Raw genomic sequence first — 19,427 nt, 5'->3', positions numbered from 1 at the left:
TCCTCCTTAAAATCTATCCGGAAAACGTAAATCCGTTAGAAAAAAGCACTATTACCGTCATCCCATGAAACAATTTCATTGGGCTGAAAAAACAATTTTATTTCGCGGGAGGCGCTTTCGGGTGAATCCGAAGAATGAACTATATTGCGGTTTGTATGCAGACAATAGTCGCCCCGGATGGTACCCGGAAGGGATTCGCATACAGCGGTATGACCGCACATCCGCCTCACAAGCTGGATAACATCCTCACCTTCAAGAACCATGGCGGCTACAGGTGCTGATATAATATAGGAAATAAGCTCATCATAAAACGATTTTCCCTTATGTTCCGCGTAATGGGTTGCCGCCAGAACAGGCGGAATTATCATAATCTTCATGGCAATTATTTTCAAACCCTTTCTCTCAAATCTGCTTACTATTTCACCGACTATTCTTCGCTGCAGGACTCCCGGTTTTAACATGATAAAGGTTCTTTGGATTGCCATATTCCCTCCGTTTAACATTATCTCATAATATTATTATATGTATCTATCCTATTATATTTTTCTGTTTTTGGGAAGGAATCTGTGTATATTGAGGGATATTTATTCGTGGCGAGGGTTTAATCAGCCCGCGGCTGGTTCTGTAAGGTAACGATTTAACGGCCGCTTACGCGACCTGCAAATACCCCAGACCGAAGGTCTGCCTGCTCTGCGGCGTTTTTTGTAATAATCTATAAAAACGTTAGTTTTTATAGGGTCCATGGTATTAAACCCGAGACCAATTCCACGGGAGAGAAAAATACTCCAGACCGAAGGTCTGCCCTGCTCTGCGGCGGAGTATTTTATTCCCGTCTTTATCAGGAATGACGGGAATTGCGGCTGCCGGTGTTTGTCAGGCGGAGAAAATCATTCCGGAACAGGTTACCGGCGGGACAAAAAGAGCAGGATAATGTTTGAGATTGCTTAAAAGAGGTTATTGAATATTGCCGTAAGAACCTGAAATTTCTTTCCGCCAGGGGATTTCCTTATCGCGCGATTCCCATTCGATTATCCGGATAATTCTGAATTTTTTTGTGTCAGCAGGATTTTCAAACACAACAACAGCAAATTTCCCCTGCCCAATGTATACGATTTTTTCATCTTCACCGATATTTTCCGCCGCTGTTAAAAAACCTACGACGCAGTCAAAATGAACCGGTCCCCGGAGTCCTTATCGGCCATTGCGGAAGTAATATCCTGAATAGGCATCCCGCAGCGTATGCAATTCTGGACCGGCAAAGTATTCAGTAAAGAGGGTATCTTCTCTTCCTTCTCTTCCTTCTCTTCCTTCCGTTCATGCTGCCTGCCTGTTTCATTTTTCAGCGGGAAATCCCGTCCGTTATTTTCCTTCTGGTTATTATTTTTATCTCTGCGCCTGTGGTGGCGTCTGCGCCGGTCATTCCGCCGCGGCCCCTCAGTATGTTCGGTACTCATATCCTGTTTCCTTGATTTCAATTAGTTTATTGCTTAACACGAGGGCAATCCGCTGAATTGCTCCCTGTATATATCTTTCATCGTGTATCTTTTCTTTCAGTTCGAGGATTTTCTGATTATCAACTACAGCAACTCTTGGCATTATACACACTCCGAAAAAGCGTTCCTGAAATGTTCATACTGAAGTTTTTTCCCTTCGCCTGGATCGGAAAGGACCAGTATTACATCAAACCGGACATACATGTCATTATATTGTCGATGCATGTCAAGAAAACATTTAGCCGTTTCAATCATTCTTTTTTGTTTCCGGCAGTTTATTACCAGATCCAGATCGATATCTTTACTGTGCGGCCAGGTTTTTACCTCAATGAAAACAATTGTATCGCCTTCGGCCGCTATCAGATCTATTTCACCCTGCCTTGTCCGCCAGTTCCGGTGAATAACGAGCCAGCCGTTTCGCGTCAGTTCGGATGCGATCTGAGCTTCGCCGGCCTTTCCTGTTATTACAGTCACCCGCTCCCGCCCTACTCTTTATATTCGGCAGGATTTATTGCTCTGGCAATAAAAAGTGTACGGTTTTTCGTTAAATCGATAATCTCGCCTGAGTTCCGGGTATAGGCGCGGGCGAATTCATCAATCAGCACCCGGACCTTCGGACGGAGCGGGGCCTGGGGATTGCTTTCGATAACCCGGGCGATTATCGCATTATTCATGAGTACAATAGACCCTATGGGATATATTCCCATACTGGCAATAAAGGCCTTGATAATATCAGGATCAAAACGCCTGGCGTTATCCGCCAGCAGATTTTTCATAGCGGCATACCCGACCATGGAAGCGCGGTATGACTTGGCGGAAACCATTGCTTCAAAGGCATCAGCGACGGAAATAATACGCGCGCCGAGATCAATATTTGTCCCTGAAAGTTTCCCCGGATATCCGTTCCCGTCCCAGCGTTCATGATGCTGCATCGCCGATTTTCCGATTTCGTCGGTATAAAATAAATCATTGACCAGCATTTTATATCCGTATACGGTATGGGACCGCATAAGCTGGGTTTCGCTTTCATCGAGCTTGCCTTCTTTTTCAAGAATTTCCGCCGGAATTTTAAGCATTCCTATATCATGAAGCAAGGCACTTATTGTAATCTGTTGGAGGCGCTGCTTTGGCAAAAGCAGATACTCGCCCATAATTATTGAAAGGATTGCCGTATTAACCGAACTTTTTGCCAGATTCGGTTCATCAATATTACCGCCAAGGATAAATCCGAGAATGCCTGAAGGATCGGACTGGGTAAGGGTCAGTAAATCCTGAGCAAGCTTGGTAATGGTCTGGCTTTCGACTGTTTTCCCGCTCTGCAGATCGGAAAAAAGACATCGAGCCTGCTGATTATGTCCCTGTAAGCCTGGTATAAAATATTGTTTTCCAGGACTTCGGGAAGTTTCAGTATCTGTTCTGAAGTATACTGGGTTTCATCCTCAATGGGAAAAACGGATACAACTTCATTTCCGTCATCATTATCGCCGTAGTTCGAATCTTTTTCCCTGTCCTGCATTTCCGCTTCCGGACATTCATTCAAAACATCGCCGTCAGTCAATACAAAAGGAATATCCCAGTTTTTGAGGGCATTAATTTTATGTTTTTTCAAAACAGAATTTTCCGCAAGAAACATGTTTTCCCCGTCTTCAAAAAGAGCGGCTGTGAAAAAATCATGCCTTCCCAAAGATCTTCCCGTACAATTTTCCTCACAATTACACCTCGATAATCCTTTCCGGAAACAGTGTTCCGTTTTTTGTTTTTTTAAATAATCGGTATATTTACATAATTAACTGACATATTAGTTAATCCTGAACCGCATTTTGTCCACGCGTGTTAAAACCAGTCTTCCTTAATTCCCTTTTCAAGAAACGCAAAAATAGCGGCAACAGCGGCATATGTCTCAGACGGAATACATGAACCAATGGTGACGTCAGAAAGTATGTCCGCAAGAATATCATCATGTATTATTTCAATATCATGCTGCCGGGCTATTTCAAGCAGCCGGTCCGCGGCCCCGTTTTTACCGCTTGCAATAACAATGGGAGCTTCATCGCCCTTTGTGTATGATAACGCTGCTGCCTTATTCCGTTTTTTCATATCTTTACGTCAACGCTATCCATTGCAGGCAGCATATCCGCACCGGGAGAAAAATGCGTTACAGTCCTGATCCCTGATCCGGAAAGAAAATCATACAAATATGTATTCAGTATATCATAAAATTCGGCAGAAAAAGGCGGCGCGGCATAAAATTTACAGGATTGCGTCTCATTTTCCAATGTAAAATTCCAGTTATGAATCCCGTCAAGAAAAGTAACGCGCGTCTCAATGTGCCGCATGGCCGCAGTATCTATCAGAAAGCGGACGGATCCGGTACACAGGCGGCCCCAGTTTCCCTGCGAAAGGGAAAAATAAACCAGCTTCGCGACATTTCCTTTTTTCTGTTCAGTTTTCCGAGCATGTCCCGGAATTTCCGGCCGGAATTTTCGTCCGGACCGGTTTCATCCGTATCATGCGGATCAGTACGGCCCTCGATGCAGCGGATTACTGTTTCCACGTTTTCTTCCGTCAGTTCAATATCCCCGGCGGCAAGAAGCGCGGCGGCCTCGGCGGCCTTCATCGTTTTTCCCGGAAAACGGGAAAGTAATTTCAGTATGGAGCGGAGGATTCCCTCATCAAGTCTGGCATTAAGGGAATAAAAAAAAGAAACCAGAAAGGCAGCCTCCGGGGTTTCCGGCATGCCCAGTCTGGAAAGAATGGTTCCGGCCGTTTCGCTCTGTGAGACCGGAACAGGATGAAGATATATGGTTGAACCGGAAATCCGCACCCGCGCGGCAAAGGAATCGCCGGGCAGGAACCCGGTTATCCCGGAAGCTTCAAGGACTGCGCCCGGAATTTTTATGCGTACGGTATTGCCCGGTCTTGTTTCAATTATCCTGACCGTAAGAATATCCCCGTCAGACAGAGAGACTGCGCCGCCCGCAGTACTTTGAACTGAGAAAAAATTCTGTCCGGCTGGTTCAAAAGTAATCATATTTCAGGAAAAACAAAAAACCGGACAACCGTCCGGTTTTTTTCTATTTTTCAGTGTTTTTCTTGACGATGAGGGTCTTGATTTTTGCAGCCTTACCGATTTTCTCCCGGATATAGTACAGTTTTGCTCTGCGGACCTTTCCGGGCCGTACAAGTTCAACATTGGCAATACGGGGTGAATGCAGGGGGAATACACGTTCAACGCCTACTCCATAGGAGTTTTTACGGACCGTGAAGGTTCTTCCGATTCCGGAATTTTTAAAGCAGAGAACAAGGCCTTCATACACCTGAATACGTTCATTCTTGCCTTCAATAATTTTGAAATGGACTTTTACCGTATCGCCTACTTTAAAGGCGGGAACTTCCGCTTTTTTCTGGGTTTCTTCAATAGTCCTTATCAGATCCGTTGCCATTTTGTATCTCCTCTATAATCTTCTCTGCTTCTTCCGAATAAACACCGGTCCGCCGGTTTTTTCCGATAAGATCAGGGCGCACGCGGAGCGTTTTTTCAATGCGCTTTCTCAAGCGCCAGCGCCGTATGTTTTCATGGTGCCCCGAAAGAAGCACCTCGGGAACTGCCTGTCCCCTGTATATTTCAGGCCTTGTATACTGGGGATACTCCAGAAGTCCGTCGGAAAAACTTTCCTCATCCAGGGACTCACAGGAAATAACCCCGTCAATCAGCCGGTATACCGTATCGATTATAACCGTTGCGGCAAGCTCGCCCGATGACATTACATAATCGCCAATTGAAATCTCATCATCTATATAACTGTCTATTATCCGCTGATCAATACCTTCGTACCGTCCACAGACAAAAACAAGTTCCGGTTCCCCGGCCAGTTTCTGCGCCAGTTCCTGGGTCAGAGGTTTTCCCGATGGAGTTACATATATAACCCGTTTTCCCGGATTTTTCAATTCAGGAAAAACAGCGTCGGAAGGCCGCACCCCCGCCGATTCAAGGGCAAGCGCAAGGGGTTCCGGCAGCATGAGCATTCCCGCTCCGCCGCCGTACGTTGCGTCGTCACAGGTCTTGTGTTTGTTATACGCAAAATCCCGTATATTTACGAGATTATACGAAACGAGTCCCTTCTCCACAGCCTTTGCCATAATGGAACTTTCAAAAAAAGCCTGCGGAATCTCCGGAAACAGCGTCAGCACCTGAAATTTCATCCGGAAGGTTACTCCAGAATCCAGAGGTGGATCAGTTCGATGGTTTTATCCGCCATACTGATCTTTCCGATAAACTCATTCCTCAGCGGAATGAGACGGGTATTGGAGCCGCTTTTTTTCTCTGCCGGTTCAGACAGGTCACAGCCGTCAAGCAGAATTTCCAGCAGATCGCCGGCGCCGCCTTCTATGACTCCCATTACCCGGCCCAGGGGTTTCCCTTCAAACACAAGGTTACACTGACAAAGATCGCTGACATAAAACTCGCCCTTTTTCAGGGGCAGGCCTTGTCACGGGGGACCATAATCTCCGATCCGGCAAGTTTTTTTGCCTGTTCGGGAGTATCAATACCCCTGAATTTTACCAGAAGATTCATACTTGAACCTTCCTGTTTTTCAATTTCATATTTCAGACAGATACCGGATATACCGCCTGTCCGTAAAATCACTTCGGAAAGCCCGGCAAAATGCCCGGTTTCACCGGAAGTACTTTCAACTTTTACAAATCCGTTCAATCCGTGGGAAGAACGGACAACTCCCGTAATCAGGAGATCGTTCTTTTCAGGCCCCATCAGTCAAGAATTTCCAGGGTAAACCTTTTTCCGCTTTTCCCGGATGAAGCACTGAGCACTGTCCGTATAGCTTTTGCGATCCGGCCGTATTTTCCTATAACCTTTCCTATATCATCAGGGGCGACCCTGAGCTCAAGGATGATGGATTTTTCGCCTTCAACCTCATTTACGGAAACAGCGCCGGGATCATCGACCAGGGATTTAGCAATGTATTCAACCAAATCTTTTTCCACGTTTATCGCCTCTCCGCCGGCTTACAGGGTAAAATTGTTCCGGTTCAGGATACCGCGAACCGTGTCTGTAGGCTGGGCACCGCTGTCAAGCCATTTACGGACTTTTTCAGCGTCGAAAGAAACCTGTTTTTCTTCCGCTTCAATTGGATGATAAATACCGAGTTCCTCAATAGTACGTCCGTCACGGGGTTCTCTCGCATCCTGAACAACAATCCGGTAATAGGGACGCTTTTTGCTGCCGAATTTTTTCAATCTTATTTTAACCACTCTATCCTCCTGGGTACAATCGCCCATAATTACAAATAAATATACGGATACTATTTATACCCGAAAGGGGAAAAGAGGTCAAGTGTGTTTTTTTCAGGGAGACTCCCTGGGGACCCTTTTTTTGGGATGTCTTGGCCAGACGGGCGAAAGATGTTTTTTCAGGGAAGTTCCCTGCACTCCACTCCCGAGGGAGGGTGTCTTGCCAGACGGCTAAAAGGTTTTTTTGCCATAAATATGCTTGACAGGCCTATTCCAAGGGGAAGAGACTCCCTACTTGCGAAGCGCGTTTCTCTTCCCCTTGGAGAACCCCTTCTCTTTCGGCACGCTTGATTTCAGGCTAGTTTCTACCTGAAAACCCATTTGGAAAATTTGCCGCTGAATAGATTAGTATTGCAGTTTTCAGGCGGGCTTTTAGGGTAGATGTACTGGTGCCTTTGTTGGTGATTGATGGGAGCTGGTTCGGAAATGTATGTTTTACACATTGGTGTGTGGAAACGGATGTTTTGTAAGCTCTGTCAGTAATCCGTCACTTCCGCATGGACTCCGTCATTCCCGCGCAGGCGGGGATAACGTGGGGACATGAGGGAATTACGGAGCGGTTTTCTGTGAGAGCTGTCCCCGATTATGCCTGCGGGAACAGGTTTTCAGCCGCTCTGTGTCCCTGCCCCGTTTTCCATGTAAAAAAAACCTGACAGCCAGCGTGCCAAAAGAAAGGGGGTTTCCAAAGGAGGAAGCGAGTTGCTTGCAACTCAAAGCGCTTTCGCAAGCAGGGAGTCCTTCCCCTTTGGGATGCCTGCCAGGCATTTATTGCAAAAAACCTTTTAGCCCGTCCGGCAAGGACATCCCCACGGAAGTGGACTCCCAAGTGGAGAACCTCACTCGCTGAAACGCTTTAAAAAGGCCCGGGTCCGTTCATTCTTCGGATTATTGATAACCTCGGAAGCCCAGCCTTCTTCTATTATTACGCCGTCATTCATAAAAATGACCCGGTCGGCTACATCCCGGGCAAAGGCCATTTCATGTGTTACAATTACCATGGTCATTTTTTCGGCCGCAAGCTCCCTGATGACCTTTAAAATCTCGCCTGTCAGCTCAGGATCAAGGGCGCTGGTCGGTTCATCAAAAAAAAGCACTTCCGGATCAAGGGCAAGGGCGCGCGCAATGGAAACCCGCTGCTGCTGACCACCTGAAAGTTCATACGGATATGCTGCAGCCTTATCGTCAAGGCCCATTTTCTTGAGCAGTTCCCGGCCCTTTTCTTCCGCTTCGGCCTTCGGTTTTCCCAGAACATGAATTTGCGCCTCGGTAATATTGCGGAGGACTGAAAAATGGGGAAAGAGATTAAAATTCTGGAAGACGAGGCCTATTTTCAGAACTATAGACCGGAGGCTTTTTTTGTCCGCATATATTCCGTCCTTTACCATGTCCATTCCGTCTACAATGATATTTCCGCCATTGACCTCTTCCAGGTGGGTAATGGAGCGGAGAAGCGTCGATTTTCCCGATCCCGAGGGGCCAATTATCGCAAGAACTTCTCCCTGATGAACGGAGAAAGATATATCCCGGATTACTTCGAGTGTCCCGAATGATTTTGACAGATGCTCAACGCGTATTATTTCCATAATTGATGTATTTTCCTTTTTTTATAACTACCGGTAATAGGAAAGCTTTTTTTCGGCGCGGGTAAATACGGTAGAAACGATCCAGTTCATTACAAAGTAGAAAACACCCGCGATAAATATGGGGACAGTGGAAAACTGACGGGCCGAGGCATTCTGCGCGACCCGGAAAAGCTCCGCGACCCCGATTGTCTGGGCCAGGGCCGTGTCCTTCACCAGGGTTATGACCTCGTTGGCTGTAGACGGAATAATCCTTTTTATAACCTGGGGAAGAATAATACGGAAAAAAGTCTGAGATTTTGTAAAACCGAGGACCTTGGCGGCTTCATACTGACCGACCGGGATTGATTCAATTCCGCCCCGGTAAATTTCCGCGAAATAGGCCGCATAATTGATGACATAGGCTATAATAACCGCGACAAACCGGTCATAAGATACACGGAAAATATAATAGGGAGCGAAGTATACAAATATCAGTTGCAGAATGAGCGGCGTTCCCCGCATAATAAGCAGGTAAATGTTGACTGGTACCTGAATAATCCGTTTTTTTGACATACGGCCAAAAGCGACAGGAAGGGCGAGAGGCAGGGCGAACAGCAGAGTCAGAAAAAAAATCTGCATTGAGACCAGTGATCCCTTCGCCAGCTGAGGCAGCAGTTTCTGCAGGTTCTCCAGAAATTCCGAATTCTCAAACATTCTTGCATTATCCCCGAAACGTTCACCGCAGCGCCCGGCAGTTTCCGGTAAATAAAGCATCCCGCAGAAAAAATCCGGGCAATAGTATGTCTACTTCATTAAGGAAACAATTTATACGGTTTGAATTATATGCGCCGCCTGAACAAAATGAACGGCGGTTTCGATCTTTCAAGTGAAAGAAGTATTCCGGTAAGACGGCTGCTTATGAAACGCTTCTTTTTTCTGTCCCGTTTCGGTGAAACGGGACAGAATTCAATAAGGAACGGTCCGGACCGGCATAAAAGCCGGACCGGATTCAAAACCGGCTATTTTCCGATAATGGAGATATCGGCGCCGAACCACTTTACAGCGATCGGTGCGATGGTACCATCGGCAGCCATAGCATCGAGGGTTTCCTGGACCTTGTTCATAAGGGCCGCATCATTTTTGCGGAAACCGATACCATAATTTTCGGGAGCAAGGGATTCATCAAGAATAACATAGTTCTTTCCGGAGCGGTTAATATTATCATTCGCAACCATAAGATCCATTACAACGGCGTCAACGCCCTTGATTTCCAGATCCATCAGAGCTGTCAGATTGTCCTTGAATTCCACAACTCTTTTCAGGCTGGCTTTGAATTCGACCGCACCGTCAAGGGCGTCTGAAGCGGAAGAACCGGCCTGGAGACCGACAGTTTTACCTGCGAGGTCGGCAAGCGTAGCATAGCCTGAGTCTCCGCGGACAACCACAACCTGGGCATTTTTCAGATAGGGTTCAGTAAACAGAATAACCTTTTCCCGTTCGGGGGTCATGGTAAAACCGTTCCATATACAGTCAATTTTTCCTGTATTAAGTTCCTGTTCCTTTGCGTTCCAGTCAATAGGCTGAAGCTTGAGCTCAACGCCCATGCGGCTTGCAACTTCTTTAGCCAGATCCACATCATACCCGACAATCTCATTGTTTTCATCCCGGAAGCCCATTGGGGGAAGGAATCATCCAGTCCCATTACAAACACTTTTTTTTCCATTACAGTTTGCAGGGATTTGTCTCCGCTGTCTTCCTTTTTTGCGCAGGAAACAACAATCAGCGAGGCCAGAAGAATACAGCCTGTGATACCAATAATTTTTTTCATGATTAACTCCTCTTGGGCTATGATAGCTTCTTTTTCCTGTTTTGTAAACGCACTATATAATGCAATACCCTCGCCGCGAATAAGGTAAAAATCCGCGAATACCTGACGGAGAAAAGCTTTTTCCTTTTTTTTCAGTATATTTTATCATATATAAAATAGTTTATTTCTAAACTGCTGTTTCAGCGAAAGGAGATCAGTATGTCAGGGATGATTAAATCGGGACTGGCTATGATGAAGGTTTTGGAAAGCTGGGGGATCGATCACATTTACGGGATCCCCGGAGGTTCAATTAATTCGACTATGGATGCCCTGTATGAGGAACGGCAGACTATACGGTATATACAGGTCCGCCATGAAGAAGTCGGAGCTATTGCGGCTTCCGCAGACGCAAAATTGACCGGAAAAATCGGGGTTTGTTTCGGGTCAGCCGGACCGGGAGCAACGCATTTGTTTAACGGTTTGTATGATGCCCAAATGGACCATGTACCGGTCCTTGCCCTGATCGGCCAGGTTGCGACAACGGCAATGAATTATGATTCATTTCAGGAATTGAATGAAAATCCCATGTTTACTGATGTCAGTGTGTATAACCGTACGGTGATGACTGCGGCAAGCCTGCCCCATGTAGTGGATGAGGCAATACGGCGGGCATATGAATATAACGGAGTCGCTGTCGTAACTATTCCTGTTGACTTCGGATTTGTCGATATTCCGGACAAAGAGGTATCGGCGGCGGGAAGCCACCGAAGGGGGCTTTTTATGCCGGACGCAAAAGATATTGCGGAAGCGGTAAGGCTGATCGGAGAAGCGGAGCGGCCCGTTTTATACGCCGGACAGGGCGCAAGAAGAGCCCGGGACGAGATTGTGGCCTTTTCGGAATATTTTTCCATGCCCATTGTTCTGTCGGTTCTGGCAAAAGGTATTATTCCCGATGATACGGAAAATTTTATGGGGATGGCCGCGCGGCTTTCATCAAAACCCGCGAACGAGGCGCTGAGGGCCGCCGATTTGATTGTTTTTGCCGGCAGCGATTTCCCCTTTGCGCGCTTTTTCTTTCCGGAAAACGCCCGGTTTATCCAGATTGATATTGATTCTTCAAAGCTGGGAAAACGGCATAAAACCGATGTTGCCATTCTCGGAGACGCGAAGGAATCCTTAAAACAAATGATCGCGACAGGCAAAAAAAGGCCCTCCACAAAATTTTTTGAAGCCTGCCGGCAGAACAGGAAAAACTGGAAGACCTGGCTGCACGGATTTGATGACCGGGATGATATTCCGCTCCGGGCGGAACCAGTATTCAAGGAAATAAACCGCGTAGCGGAAAAAGACGCCATATTTGTTACAGATGTAGGAAATACTACAATTCATGCGGTGCGCCTGCTTGATATGAACGCGGACGGACAGCAGTTTACAACTTCGGGACTGTTCGCGACTATGGGATATGGTGTTCCCGGCGGAATTGCCGCAAAGCTGAGCTATCCCGGCAGACAGGTTTTTACATTAAGCGGCGACGGGGCTTTTGCAATGGTGATGCAGGATATTATCACTCAGGTGAGATATAAACTTCCGGTAATCAATATTGTATTTTCCAATGATTCACTGGGCTTCATAGACGCCGAACAGGAAGACACTAAGCAGCCGAAATACGGAGTTGATCTTACGGGCGCCGATTACGCGAAAGCGGCGGAGGCTATGGGCGCGAAAGGATATACGGTTACCAGACGAGACCAGTTACCGCAGGTTTTTGATGAAGCCCGGAAAGCCGGCTCCCCTGTAGTGATTGATATAAAAATCGCAAACAGCCGGCCCTTCCCTGCTGAAGCAATGATCCTTGATCCCGATACATACAGCAAAGAAGAAATTGACGCTTTTAAAAAACGATATGAAGTCACCGGAATGCCGACATTGAAAGAATTGCTGAAAGGGGCTTAATGACCGGCCATTCCCGTTATTGGGAATGGCTGTTTTTTAATCAATGGTTCCGCGCAGAGTACGAGCGATTTCCTTCCACACAACTTTATCTTCTTCAGAAAGTTTTGCGTAATCATCCTGCCTGCCCCAGGCGGAAAACTCTATCATTTGCCGGGTCCGTTCCAGAAGGCTTTCAAATTTCTTTTCCTGGAATTCTTTCAGCCATGCGGGGACTTTTTTTGTAATTGAAAAGAGCTTTTCGTAATGAGGAACACAGAGTCCGTCAGAAGCAGTAAAAAAGAAATAAAGTGGGCGTCGGCGTCTTCCGCAATAAAGCTCAAAAATTCCCGTTCAATACGCGCGGTCTCCTCACAGGCGGGGCAGGTTCCCTTGTACTTCGGAACCTGCTTTTTTTCCAGCAAGGGCAGCGCATGGGAAAGTATATCATAACTCAGAATTGCGACAGCGAGTCCGTCCCGGAAGGAGTCCAGGCTTTTGGAATGCGCGGCACAGAACCCGCCTGCGTTGCGGTATTTTGCCCTGAATCCCCGGTCGGAAACATGTTCAAAAAGCATGTTATCGATATACCGTACGGACCGCTCGGAAACTATTGTACACAGGGGGCAGCCTTTTTTCTGGCAGCTTTTTTCCAGGGCAAAGTAATTTACATGTTTTTCAGCCATAACGCCGGTCCCCTTTGACAGAGATTTGAAGAATGCAACAGCCGCCCGGAGGCGTCATTAATATATATAGTCGACCGCGGTCCGCATTAAGCGGACCTTTGAAACATAATCGTTCACCCTGAGATGTTCAGGATGTTTTACATATGCGTCGAGTCCTTCTTTTGAATCAAATTCGGAAATCAATACCAGATCAGCCGAGCTGTCTGAAGGATAGGCGTTAATGCCTACTTCCAGTTTGCGGATGGAAGGTACAACAGGGGTCAAAGCCTCCAGCAAATCCTTTACTATCCGGCAATTTTCTTCCCGGGTTTTTCCCTCGGCTTCTTCCTTGAATTGCCACATTACAATATGCCGTAACATGATTTTTCTCCGTATGGTAAATTATTTGCCACATAGCAAAAATACAGTGGCTTATAGTATATACTATGTTTCAATATATGAACACAGGAATTGTCCGGAAACCGTGTTTCAGCTTTCCCTGTGCACAATGTGGAGTACGGAATCGCTTTCCGCCTCAAGTATATCGTTTATTATCCGGGGACGGACATCTCTTCTCCGTATTTCATGCGGCGCAAAGGTGTAAAAGTTTTCCGGGAGAGTAATGACTTCCCCATATTCACATTTATAAAAAAACATAATTCATGAAACGGAACGCGTGAGTCCGATATAAAAAAATTTTCCACAACCGCATTCAATTTACACTGAGGCATTGTAAGCCCGAGTTCTTCAAAGACCTCTCTCCGGGCAGCATCCTCAGTCGGTTCACCGGTTTTTACCCTTCCACCGACAGGAAAAAAATACCCGCTGGTACACTGTTCAAAAATATATCCCTTTTGGGTATGTATTAACACCGCGACCCGTATGTTAAGAAGTACGGAGTCAATTTTAATGCTTAAATCTGTCTTTCCATTCATTTGAAGCTGTCCCTGGTACCATAATATATTGTTTCACAAAAAATTGAAAGAACCATATACCAGAGGGAATGACCGTATTTTTCAAATACTTTTATGGAAAAAGAATGTTTTTTACATAAATTTTTGCGTAACTATCCCCAAATCCGTATATTATTATGGTATACTCGGAGAAGGATTTTCAGGCGAGAGGCTCCGCCCGGAAGCCATACCGGCCGGCGGTATAATTGCATTTCTGCCGGTAAATACCGGAGCTGTTAAGGAGATATTCCGAATGAAAGGTAAAATCATACGAACCGCCATATTGCTGTTTTTCTCGGCTTTCCTACTGTATGCCCAGGAAGATACCGAGTCTTCTCCGGCATGGAATATTGCTGAACTGGACACGGCCAGGAATGTAACATATCTCAGTTCAGTGGAAAAAGATGTGATCCTGTATACGAATATGGCGCGCAGTAATCCGTCGCAATTTGCCGAGGACTTCATTAAACCCAGACTTTCCTGTTATGACGGAAAACTTCTGAAATTCCCCGGCGGAAAAATTTTTATGACATCCGAAGGAGTAAAGGCCGCGCAGGAATGTTATGAGGTTTTGATGAAAGCATCACCTCTTGGAATATTAATTCCTGACCCCGGTTTGAGTCTTGCCGCAATGGACCATGTGATTGATCAGGGATCGGCAGGCACAATCGGACATGACGGAACCGATAAAAGCACTCCGACTTCCAGAATAAGAAGGTATGGTTCAAGCTTTAAGAAAATTGCGGAAAACATCATGTACGGCATGGATACCGGAGAAGAAATTGTCATACAGCTGTTGATAGATGATAATGTTCCGGACCGCGGGCACAGGAAAAATATTCTGCAGGCAGATTTGACTCAGGCAGGAGTAGCCATCGGGCCTCATAAAAATTATGTGATTATGTGTGTAATTGAATATGCGGACGGATTTGTTTTAAAACCTGATTTGGAAGAACAAATAAAGGCGCTGTCCGGCAGAAAAAATAACTGATTGTCCATACGTATGTTTTCAGCTTTCGTAAAAAAATTGTACCCTTAATCCTGCTTTTGCCGGGTATTGTGTCCTGTGCAGGGGTTCCTCCCGCCGGAGTTGACAGGATCCGGGAAATCGCAATAAACAATGAAGCAGTTCCGGCGGAACTGGACGGGTACCGGATAGTCTTTGTTTCCGATATTCATTTTAAAAATAATTTTTCGCGGGAACGGCTTGAAATACTGATTGATGCGATTAACGCTTCAAAGCCCGACTGTATTATTCTTGGAGGCGACCATACTCTGGGGACAAGGGAAATTAACGAGTTTGCGGAAGCCGCCTCGAGGTTATCCGCGCCGGACGGAGTATATGCGGTTATCGGAAATCATGATTTTTATAACGGCAGGAAGCAAAGCATTCAAACCCTGAGAAACGCCGGGATCGTTGTGCTGGAAGAATCCCTTATAATTACGCCGAGGAATATTGTTATAGCCGGGTTTGGCGACTTTAATGATGTGTTCCCTGTTTTAAAATATTTCCATGAAATAATTGACAAAGACAGATTTACGGTCCTTGCGACCCACAATCCGTATTATGCGGAATATGCCGATATTTCCCTGTTTGATGTAATGCTTGCGGGCCATACCCACGGAGGACAGATAACCTTTTTCAGCTATGCTCCCATGCTTGGGCGTGGAACCGGACAAAAGTACCGGACAGGAACGGTTTACAAAGATGGGGTCCCGGTAGTTATTTCAAATGGCGCCGGGTACGGAGGAAGCGGAATACTGAGGTTCAGGTTAGGCGCTCCTTCCGATTTTCTTCTGATAACATTACAGTCGAACGGCCCGATGTAATATCATGAACAAATGTACAAAAGTCATCCGCGCGGGACACAGCAATTTTTCCGCATAGATGAATTTCAGTACCGAAATCTTCTCCTGTTATTTCTATTCCGCGTGATGCGATTTCGAGCTGAACACGGTCAAAAACCGCATAAGGAAGAGTTACTTCAAAATCGCACATTGGAACCAGTTCCGTAATATCGGCGGCAAGCAGAACAGTCCTGGCAGCAAGACCATAGGCTTTTACCAGACCGCCGGTGCCAAGAAGTATCCCTCCAAACCAGCGGGTCACCATTAATAATATATCCGTAATTCCTGAACCTTTCAGAACATCAAGCACGGGCCGGCCGGCGGTGCCGGATGGTTCGCCGTCATCCGAACAGCCAAGGATTTCTCCGGCTTTTCCTATTACAAAAGCGTGTACTACATGAGCGGCGTCCCTGTATTTTTCTTTCCGGGATTTTAAAAGCAGCCGGGCTTCCTCCTGGTTTTTAACAGGAAAAATTTCCGCAAGGAACCGGGACCTTTTTACTTCTATTTCTGCCTCGGCAGGATTCCGAATGATAAACAAGAAGGAATATCCTTTGAACCGGGTTCGAAAGCTGGAAGACTCAGAAAACCGGCTGCATCAAAAAAGTGATTGTATAAAAAATATACAATTATTATACTCCATAAATATGATCGAGGTAACAGACCTGGTTAAAGATTTTAAGAAAACCATAAAAAAAACGGGCTTGCTGGGCAGCATACAGTCTCTTTTTAATACCAAAACGGAAGTATTCCGCGCGGTCGATTCGATTTCCTTTTCGGTTGACGAGGGAGAAGTTCTCGGTTTTATCGGACCGAACGGGGCGGGAAAATCAACTGTCATTAAAATGCTTACCGGTATTCTCACACCGACTTCCGGGGTGTGCAGAATTAACGGATATATCCCCAAAAAGAACGCAAGCAGTATGTCCGGGAAATCGGTGTTGTGTTTGGGCAGCGGACACAATTATGGTGGGACATACCTCTTACCGAAACATACAGCATTCTCAAGGAAATTTATAATATACCTGCGGACGACTTTAAAAAACGGATGGCGTTTCTCACCGGGGTTCTCGAGCTGGATTCATTTATGTCCAGTCCTGTACGGACGCTTTCACTTGGACAGCGGATGAGGGCTGATATTGCCGCCTCAATGCTTCATAATCCGAAAGTACTGTTTCTCGATGAACCGACAATCGGTCTTGATATTGTTGTAAAGGACAATATCCGCAAGGCAATACAGGAAATCAACCGTACCGAAAATACTACAATCATTTTAACAACCCATGACCTTAATGACATTGAACTTCTGTGCAAACGTATTGTTTTAATTGACAAAGGACAAATTGTTTTTGATGGAGATATGTCGCACATTAAAGAAATTTTCGGACAGGTACGCGAGATTTCTTTTGTACTGACAGACCCCTCTGATATAGATAAACTGCATTTAAAACCAAGCAGGGATCAGGAAGTTTTGCAGGAAGGGAACCAGTTTACGGTCCGCTTTAACACAGGCATTATATCGGTGCCTAAGATGTTATCAAATATTCTGGCCGCTGTTTCAGTAAGTGACATTGTGATTAAGGATATAGATATAGAAGAAATATTGCGCAGGGTATACAGGAAGCAGGTGGAAATATGAACATCCGGGCCTATGTTCCGTTCGCAAACGCGGGTATGCAGTCAATGCTTGCCTATAAATGGAATTTTCTGGGATTTTCTATCGGTGAAATATTTTTTACTTTTGTTATGTATTTCCTTTGGAAAGCCGTTTTTTTAGCTACGCCTGACGGAGTAATAAACGGCTTCAGCATGCTGGATATGACAGCATATATATTCGTGGCAAACATTACCGGATATCTTGCAGGCACTGACGCGCTCTATTCTGTCGGTGAAGAAATCATAGATGGTTCAATTGCCATGCGGCTGACAAAGCCGATCAGCTATAACCTGAGTTTTATGGCGGGTGAAATCGGCTCAAAGATTATTATTTTTTGTATAATTCTGGTCCCGGTCTTTTTCGGTGTGGAGGTTTTCCGGTGGACCCGGACAGGTCTGATTCTTTTTTCACCGGCATATTTTTTTCTATACCTGCTGAGTGCTGGATTAAGCTTTGTTATCCAATTTTACTTTGACCTGTGTTTCGGATATATCTGTTTTATTCTCAAAAACATCTGGGGTTTGAATCTACTGAAGGAAGGAATTGTCAATCTGCTTTCAGGCAGTCTTATTCCCATTGTTTTTTTCCCGGGATGGATCCGGACCGTTCTCGAAGTAATGCCTTTTGCATCAATGCGTTTTACGCCGGTAATGATTTATATTGCAAAATATTCCGGGCCGCAAATAGCGGCAGCGATACTGGTACAGATTGCATGGGCATGTCTTCTCTGGCTGCTTTCAAAATGCATCTGGCGCATTTCCATAAACCATTTAACAATACAGGGCGGATAAATTCATGAAAAAACTGTATGCCGGCATTTGCCGGTTCCTGTGCCTGTACAAAGCCTTTACCGCCCAGTTTATCAAGCGGCTGGCCGAATACCGCGGAGATTTTCTTATTGGCACGGTTGCTTTTTTGCTCAGACAGATTCTCAATCTTGTTTTTATTTTTCTTATTTTCTCGAATATCACTGAATTGCAGGGCTGGAATTTGCAGCAAATAATATTCATCTACGGCTTTTCCCAGATACCAAGGGGAATAGACCATCTGTATGCCGATAACCTTTGGAAGGTTTCCTACTTTCTTGTCCGGAACGGAAATTTCGATAAATATCTGCTGCGTCCTATCAATCCCCTCTTCCATGTATTCCTTGAAGGATTTGAACCCGATGCACTTGCGGAACTCCTGTCGGGAATTATCCTTATTATTGTCAGTTCCGCAAATCTTTCGCTGCGTTTAAACGGTGTACAGATAGTACTCGGGATAGCTGCGATTGCGGGCGGCACAATGATATATACAGGTATCAAAATTGCATTTGCAGCAATTGCGCTGAAAACAAAACGGTCAGGAAGCCTTTTACACATGGTTTATATGACCAGCGATTTTTCAAAATACCCGGTAACGATTTATAATGAAGTTATCAAAACAATTATTACCTATATTATTCCTTTTGCTTTTACTGCGTATTACCCGGCCTCGTATCTGCTTACCGGTGAGAATTCCCTGTTCTGTATCGGCGGCACCATCGCGGCGGGAGCGCTGTGGATAATAATCGGGCTGCTTGCCTGGAAGAAGGGGCTTTCAGTGTATGAAAGCGCAGGGAATTAAACGAACCTGGAGCTTTTTTTTCCTGAAACAGAGGAATGTTTATTTGCTGGTCAGGTTTATTACGCCGGTCCAGTTTTCCGGAATACCTTCCTTAATCAGAGTATTTATCCGGTTAATGAAAATCCGCGACGGTTTGTCTTCCGGATCCAATTTCAGACACTTATCAAATAACAGGTAGGCTTCCTTGAATTGCCGTTTCTGGTATGCATCCACTGCCTGATTAAAATACTCGCATAATTTCAATACATTGGGCGGGGCGTCCGAATACACATCAAGAATATTATATAATTGTACAGGTTTATTTATTCCCACGACCCTGACCAAATCGAGTTTACGGCCGGCAAAAATATTATCTGTATCATTCCATGTTTCTTCTGAAACAAGTATCCATGTGCCGTACTGTTTATTTACGCCTTCAAGGCGTGCGGCAAGGTTTACATCATTACCCATAATAGTATAGTTCATTTTATTATCGGTACCCATATTCCCTACAACCATTGACCCCGTGTTAATACCGATGCGGGTATGTATTTCCATGGGGATGTCACCGGAGGCCATCATCGCGCTGTTTAATTCAGCTTCGGCTTTTTTCATT

30 protein-coding genes and 1 pseudogene are annotated in these 19,427 nt (G+C 45.6%); 7 read left to right on the top strand and 24 right to left on the bottom strand.

The features are described from left to right. Window positions 1–35: 35 nt before the first annotated feature. From ndk to K7I13_RS14350, 19 genes are all read right to left on the bottom strand, one after another. Window positions 36–485, bottom strand: a complete 450-nt coding sequence (ndk, locus tag K7I13_RS14440; RefSeq protein ID WP_255946771.1) for a nucleoside-diphosphate kinase — start codon at window positions 483–485, stop codon at window positions 36–38. Window positions 486–954: 469 nt separating this feature from the next. Continuing rightward, on the bottom strand, window positions 955–1,077 hold the full coding sequence (locus tag K7I13_RS14435; RefSeq protein ID WP_255946769.1) for a hypothetical protein: 123 nt from the start codon (window positions 1,075–1,077) through the stop codon (window positions 955–957). Between the two features lie 77 nt (window positions 1,078–1,154). Further along, a complete protein-coding gene (locus tag K7I13_RS14430; RefSeq protein WP_255946767.1) occupies window positions 1,155–1,454 on the bottom strand; it encodes a hypothetical protein in 300 nt (99 codons plus the stop codon). Beyond that, the gene (locus K7I13_RS14425; protein WP_255946765.1) at window positions 1,435–1,596 is read right to left on the bottom strand and encodes a hypothetical protein; all 162 of its coding nucleotides are present in this window, start codon (window positions 1,594–1,596) and stop codon (window positions 1,435–1,437) included. Before K7I13_RS14425 ends, K7I13_RS14430 begins: the two co-directional genes overlap by 20 nt. Further along, window positions 1,596–1,967: a YraN family protein gene (locus K7I13_RS14420; RefSeq protein ID WP_255946763.1), complete on the bottom strand. Its 372-nt coding sequence runs from the start codon at window positions 1,965–1,967 to the stop codon at window positions 1,596–1,598. The genes K7I13_RS14425 and K7I13_RS14420 overlap by 1 nt, the downstream gene beginning before the upstream one ends. Before the next feature lie 11 nt (window positions 1,968–1,978). After that, window positions 1,979–2,644: an HD-GYP domain-containing protein gene (locus tag K7I13_RS14415; protein ID WP_439647451.1), complete on the bottom strand. Its 666-nt coding sequence runs from the start codon at window positions 2,642–2,644 to the stop codon at window positions 1,979–1,981. Window positions 2,645–2,754: 110 nt separating this feature from the next. Next, window positions 2,755–3,177, bottom strand: a complete 423-nt coding sequence (locus K7I13_RS14410) for a hypothetical protein (protein WP_255946761.1) — start codon at window positions 3,175–3,177, stop codon at window positions 2,755–2,757. A gap of 149 nt (window positions 3,178–3,326) precedes the next feature. Then, a complete protein-coding gene (locus tag K7I13_RS14405; RefSeq protein ID WP_255946759.1) occupies window positions 3,327–3,590 on the bottom strand; it encodes an EscU/YscU/HrcU family type III secretion system export apparatus switch protein in 264 nt (87 codons plus the stop codon). Further along, on the bottom strand, window positions 3,587–3,829 hold the full coding sequence (locus K7I13_RS14400; RefSeq protein WP_255946757.1) for a hypothetical protein: 243 nt from the start codon (window positions 3,827–3,829) through the stop codon (window positions 3,587–3,589). The genes K7I13_RS14405 and K7I13_RS14400 overlap by 4 nt, the downstream gene beginning before the upstream one ends. 14 nt (window positions 3,830–3,843) lie before the next feature. After that, a complete protein-coding gene (locus tag K7I13_RS14395) occupies window positions 3,844–4,524 on the bottom strand; it encodes a TP0910 N-terminal domain-containing protein (protein ID WP_255946755.1) in 681 nt (226 codons plus the stop codon). 43 nt (window positions 4,525–4,567) lie between these two features. Continuing rightward, window positions 4,568–4,936 carry a 50S ribosomal protein L19 gene (gene rplS, locus K7I13_RS14390; protein ID WP_255946750.1) on the bottom strand — a complete coding sequence of 123 codons (369 nt, stop codon included), beginning with the start codon at window positions 4,934–4,936 and terminating at the stop codon, window positions 4,568–4,570. Continuing rightward, window positions 4,908–5,696, bottom strand: coding sequence for a tRNA (guanosine(37)-N1)-methyltransferase TrmD (trmD, locus tag K7I13_RS14385; RefSeq protein ID WP_255946749.1), 789 nt, complete (start codon window positions 5,694–5,696; stop codon window positions 4,908–4,910). The genes rplS and trmD overlap by 29 nt, the downstream gene beginning before the upstream one ends. An 8-nt stretch (window positions 5,697–5,704) precedes the next feature. Beyond that, a complete protein-coding gene (locus K7I13_RS14380) occupies window positions 5,705–5,923 on the bottom strand; it encodes a ribosome maturation factor RimM (RefSeq protein ID WP_255946747.1) in 219 nt (72 codons plus the stop codon). A 44-nt stretch (window positions 5,924–5,967) separates the two neighbouring features. Beyond that, window positions 5,968–6,264, bottom strand: a complete 297-nt coding sequence (locus K7I13_RS14375) for a ribosome maturation factor RimM (protein WP_255946745.1) — start codon at window positions 6,262–6,264, stop codon at window positions 5,968–5,970. After that, entirely contained in the window at window positions 6,264–6,497 is a 234-nt protein-coding gene (locus tag K7I13_RS14370; protein ID WP_255946743.1) for a KH domain-containing protein, read from the bottom strand. The genes K7I13_RS14375 and K7I13_RS14370 overlap by 1 nt, the downstream gene beginning before the upstream one ends. A gap of 21 nt (window positions 6,498–6,518) precedes the next feature. Beyond that, window positions 6,519–6,764: a 30S ribosomal protein S16 gene (gene rpsP, locus K7I13_RS14365; protein ID WP_255946742.1), complete on the bottom strand. Its 246-nt coding sequence runs from the start codon at window positions 6,762–6,764 to the stop codon at window positions 6,519–6,521. Between the two features lie 875 nt (window positions 6,765–7,639). Beyond that, window positions 7,640–8,386 (bottom strand): amino acid ABC transporter ATP-binding protein, encoded by a 747-nt coding sequence (locus tag K7I13_RS14360; RefSeq protein ID WP_305118710.1) that lies wholly within the window; start codon window positions 8,384–8,386, stop codon window positions 7,640–7,642. Window positions 8,387–8,413: 27 nt separating this feature from the next. After that, window positions 8,414–9,079 carry an amino acid ABC transporter permease gene (locus K7I13_RS14355; protein ID WP_439647450.1) on the bottom strand — a complete coding sequence of 222 codons (666 nt, stop codon included), beginning with the start codon at window positions 9,077–9,079 and terminating at the stop codon, window positions 8,414–8,416. Window positions 9,080–9,384: 305 nt separating this feature from the next. Then, window positions 9,385–10,041: an amino acid ABC transporter substrate-binding protein gene (locus K7I13_RS14350; protein WP_369413683.1), complete on the bottom strand. Its 657-nt coding sequence runs from the start codon at window positions 10,039–10,041 to the stop codon at window positions 9,385–9,387. Between the two features lie 350 nt (window positions 10,042–10,391). On the opposite strand from K7I13_RS14350, the gene spxB reads away from it, so the two are divergent. Then, entirely contained in the window at window positions 10,392–12,125 is a 1,734-nt protein-coding gene (gene spxB, locus K7I13_RS14345) for a pyruvate oxidase (RefSeq protein ID WP_255946741.1), read from the top strand. Between the two features lie 197 nt (window positions 12,126–12,322). Here the strand turns inward: spxB and K7I13_RS14340 are convergent, their stop codons facing one another. The 3 genes from K7I13_RS14340 to K7I13_RS14330 form a co-directional block, all read right to left on the bottom strand. Then, on the bottom strand, window positions 12,323–12,787 hold the full coding sequence (locus tag K7I13_RS14340) for a DUF6062 family protein (protein WP_255946740.1): 465 nt from the start codon (window positions 12,785–12,787) through the stop codon (window positions 12,323–12,325). A 57-nt stretch (window positions 12,788–12,844) separates the two neighbouring features. Further along, the gene (locus K7I13_RS14335) at window positions 12,845–13,147 is read right to left on the bottom strand and encodes a Dabb family protein (protein WP_255946739.1); all 303 of its coding nucleotides are present in this window, start codon (window positions 13,145–13,147) and stop codon (window positions 12,845–12,847) included. Window positions 13,148–13,317: 170 nt separating this feature from the next. Beyond that, window positions 13,318–13,701 carry an NUDIX domain-containing protein gene (locus K7I13_RS14330; protein WP_255946738.1) on the bottom strand — a complete coding sequence of 128 codons (384 nt, stop codon included), beginning with the start codon at window positions 13,699–13,701 and terminating at the stop codon, window positions 13,318–13,320. Between the two features lie 271 nt (window positions 13,702–13,972). Here K7I13_RS14330 and K7I13_RS14325 point away from each other — a divergent pair, with 271 nt between their 5' ends. Together K7I13_RS14325 and K7I13_RS14320 are read left to right on the top strand one after the other, a co-directional pair. Continuing rightward, complete coding sequence (locus K7I13_RS14325) at window positions 13,973–14,710, top strand: CAP domain-containing protein (protein WP_255946737.1); 738 nt, start codon at window positions 13,973–13,975, stop codon at window positions 14,708–14,710. Window positions 14,711–14,778: 68 nt separating this feature from the next. Beyond that, a complete protein-coding gene (locus K7I13_RS14320) occupies window positions 14,779–15,549 on the top strand; it encodes a metallophosphoesterase (protein ID WP_255946736.1) in 771 nt (256 codons plus the stop codon). Here the strand turns inward: K7I13_RS14320 and K7I13_RS14315 are convergent. Then, window positions 15,488–16,108, bottom strand: a complete 621-nt coding sequence (locus tag K7I13_RS14315) for a YigZ family protein (RefSeq protein ID WP_255946735.1) — start codon at window positions 16,106–16,108, stop codon at window positions 15,488–15,490. The genes K7I13_RS14320 and K7I13_RS14315 overlap by 62 nt on opposite strands. On the opposite strand from K7I13_RS14315, the pseudogene K7I13_RS15800 reads away from it, so the two are divergent. The 4 genes and pseudogenes from K7I13_RS15800 to K7I13_RS14295 form a co-directional block, all read left to right on the top strand. After that, window positions 16,098–16,699 (top strand): annotated as a pseudogene (locus tag K7I13_RS15800) (ATP-binding cassette domain-containing protein); the annotation flags it as partial. The gene K7I13_RS14315 and the pseudogene K7I13_RS15800 sit on opposite strands and share 11 nt — an antisense overlap. Further along, window positions 16,694–17,206: an AAA family ATPase gene (locus K7I13_RS14305; RefSeq protein WP_369413765.1), complete on the top strand. Its 513-nt coding sequence runs from the start codon at window positions 16,694–16,696 to the stop codon at window positions 17,204–17,206. The pseudogene K7I13_RS15800 and the gene K7I13_RS14305, both read left to right, overlap by 6 nt. After that, entirely contained in the window at window positions 17,203–18,015 is an 813-nt protein-coding gene (locus tag K7I13_RS14300; protein ID WP_255946732.1) for an ABC transporter permease, read from the top strand. Before K7I13_RS14305 ends, K7I13_RS14300 begins: the two co-directional genes overlap by 4 nt. A 4-nt stretch (window positions 18,016–18,019) precedes the next feature. Continuing rightward, window positions 18,020–18,832, top strand: a complete 813-nt coding sequence (locus K7I13_RS14295; protein WP_255946731.1) for an ABC transporter permease — start codon at window positions 18,020–18,022, stop codon at window positions 18,830–18,832. A 39-nt stretch (window positions 18,833–18,871) separates the two neighbouring features. On the opposite strand, the gene K7I13_RS14290 is transcribed toward K7I13_RS14295, so the two are convergent. Continuing rightward, window positions 18,872–19,426 carry an adenylate/guanylate cyclase domain-containing protein gene (locus K7I13_RS14290; protein WP_439647449.1) on the bottom strand — a complete coding sequence of 185 codons (555 nt, stop codon included), beginning with the start codon at window positions 19,424–19,426 and terminating at the stop codon, window positions 18,872–18,874. Window position 19,427 lies beyond the last annotated feature (1 nt).

The sequence above is a fragment of the Brucepastera parasyntrophica genome (genome assembly GCF_022376835.1).
In the GTDB taxonomy this organism is placed as follows: Bacteria; Spirochaetota; Spirochaetia; order Treponematales; family Treponemataceae; genus Brucepastera; species Brucepastera parasyntrophica.
This window is presented reverse-complemented; position numbering and strand designations above follow the sequence as displayed.

Bases quoted from the DNA above. Each gene is read 5' to 3' on its own strand.
- ndk (WP_255946771.1), bottom strand. From the start codon at position 485: ATGGCAATCCAAAGAACCTTTATCATGTTAAAACCGGGAGTCCTGCAG.
- K7I13_RS14430 (WP_255946767.1), bottom strand. From the start codon at position 1,454: ATGAGTACCGAACATACTGAGGGGCCGCGGCGGAATGACCGGCGCAGA.
- K7I13_RS14425 (WP_255946765.1), bottom strand. From the start codon at position 1,596: ATGCCAAGAGTTGCTGTAGTTGATAATCAGAAAATCCTCGAACTGAAA.
- K7I13_RS14415 (WP_439647451.1), bottom strand. From the start codon at position 2,644: ATGGGCGAGTATCTGCTTTTGCCAAAGCAGCGCCTCCAACAGATTACA.
- K7I13_RS14405 (WP_255946759.1), bottom strand. From the start codon at position 3,590: ATGAAAAAACGGAATAAGGCAGCAGCGTTATCATACACAAAGGGCGAT.
- K7I13_RS14400 (WP_255946757.1), bottom strand. From the start codon at position 3,829: ATGCGGCACATTGAGACGCGCGTTACTTTTCTTGACGGGATTCATAAC.
- K7I13_RS14395 (WP_255946755.1), bottom strand. From the start codon at position 4,524: ATGATTACTTTTGAACCAGCCGGACAGAATTTTTTCTCAGTTCAAAGT.
- rplS (WP_255946750.1), bottom strand. From the start codon at position 4,936: ATGGCAACGGATCTGATAAGGACTATTGAAGAAACCCAGAAAAAAGCG.
- trmD (WP_255946749.1), bottom strand. From the start codon at position 5,696: ATGAAATTTCAGGTGCTGACGCTGTTTCCGGAGATTCCGCAGGCTTTT.
- K7I13_RS14375 (WP_255946745.1), bottom strand. From the start codon at position 6,264: ATGGGGCCTGAAAAGAACGATCTCCTGATTACGGGAGTTGTCCGTTCT.
- K7I13_RS14360 (WP_305118710.1), bottom strand. From the start codon at position 8,386: ATGGAAATAATACGCGTTGAGCATCTGTCAAAATCATTCGGGACACTC.
- K7I13_RS14355 (WP_439647450.1), bottom strand. From the start codon at position 9,079: ATGTTTGAGAATTCGGAATTTCTGGAGAACCTGCAGAAACTGCTGCCT.
- K7I13_RS14350 (WP_369413683.1), bottom strand. From the start codon at position 10,041: ATGGGCTTCCGGGATGAAAACAATGAGATTGTCGGGTATGATGTGGAT.
- spxB (WP_255946741.1), top strand. From the start codon at position 10,392: ATGTCAGGGATGATTAAATCGGGACTGGCTATGATGAAGGTTTTGGAA.
- K7I13_RS14340 (WP_255946740.1), bottom strand. From the start codon at position 12,787: ATGGCTGAAAAACATGTAAATTACTTTGCCCTGGAAAAAAGCTGCCAG.
- K7I13_RS14335 (WP_255946739.1), bottom strand. From the start codon at position 13,147: ATGTTACGGCATATTGTAATGTGGCAATTCAAGGAAGAAGCCGAGGGA.
- K7I13_RS14330 (WP_255946738.1), bottom strand. From the start codon at position 13,701: ATGAATGGAAAGACAGATTTAAGCATTAAAATTGACTCCGTACTTCTT.
- K7I13_RS14325 (WP_255946737.1), top strand. From the start codon at position 13,973: ATGAAAGGTAAAATCATACGAACCGCCATATTGCTGTTTTTCTCGGCT.
- K7I13_RS14305 (WP_369413765.1), top strand. From the start codon at position 16,694: ATGAGGGCTGATATTGCCGCCTCAATGCTTCATAATCCGAAAGTACTG.
- K7I13_RS14300 (WP_255946732.1), top strand. From the start codon at position 17,203: ATGAACATCCGGGCCTATGTTCCGTTCGCAAACGCGGGTATGCAGTCA.
- K7I13_RS14295 (WP_255946731.1), top strand. From the start codon at position 18,020: ATGAAAAAACTGTATGCCGGCATTTGCCGGTTCCTGTGCCTGTACAAA.
- K7I13_RS14290 (WP_439647449.1), bottom strand. From the start codon at position 19,426: ATGAAAAAAGCCGAAGCTGAATTAAACAGCGCGATGATGGCCTCCGGT.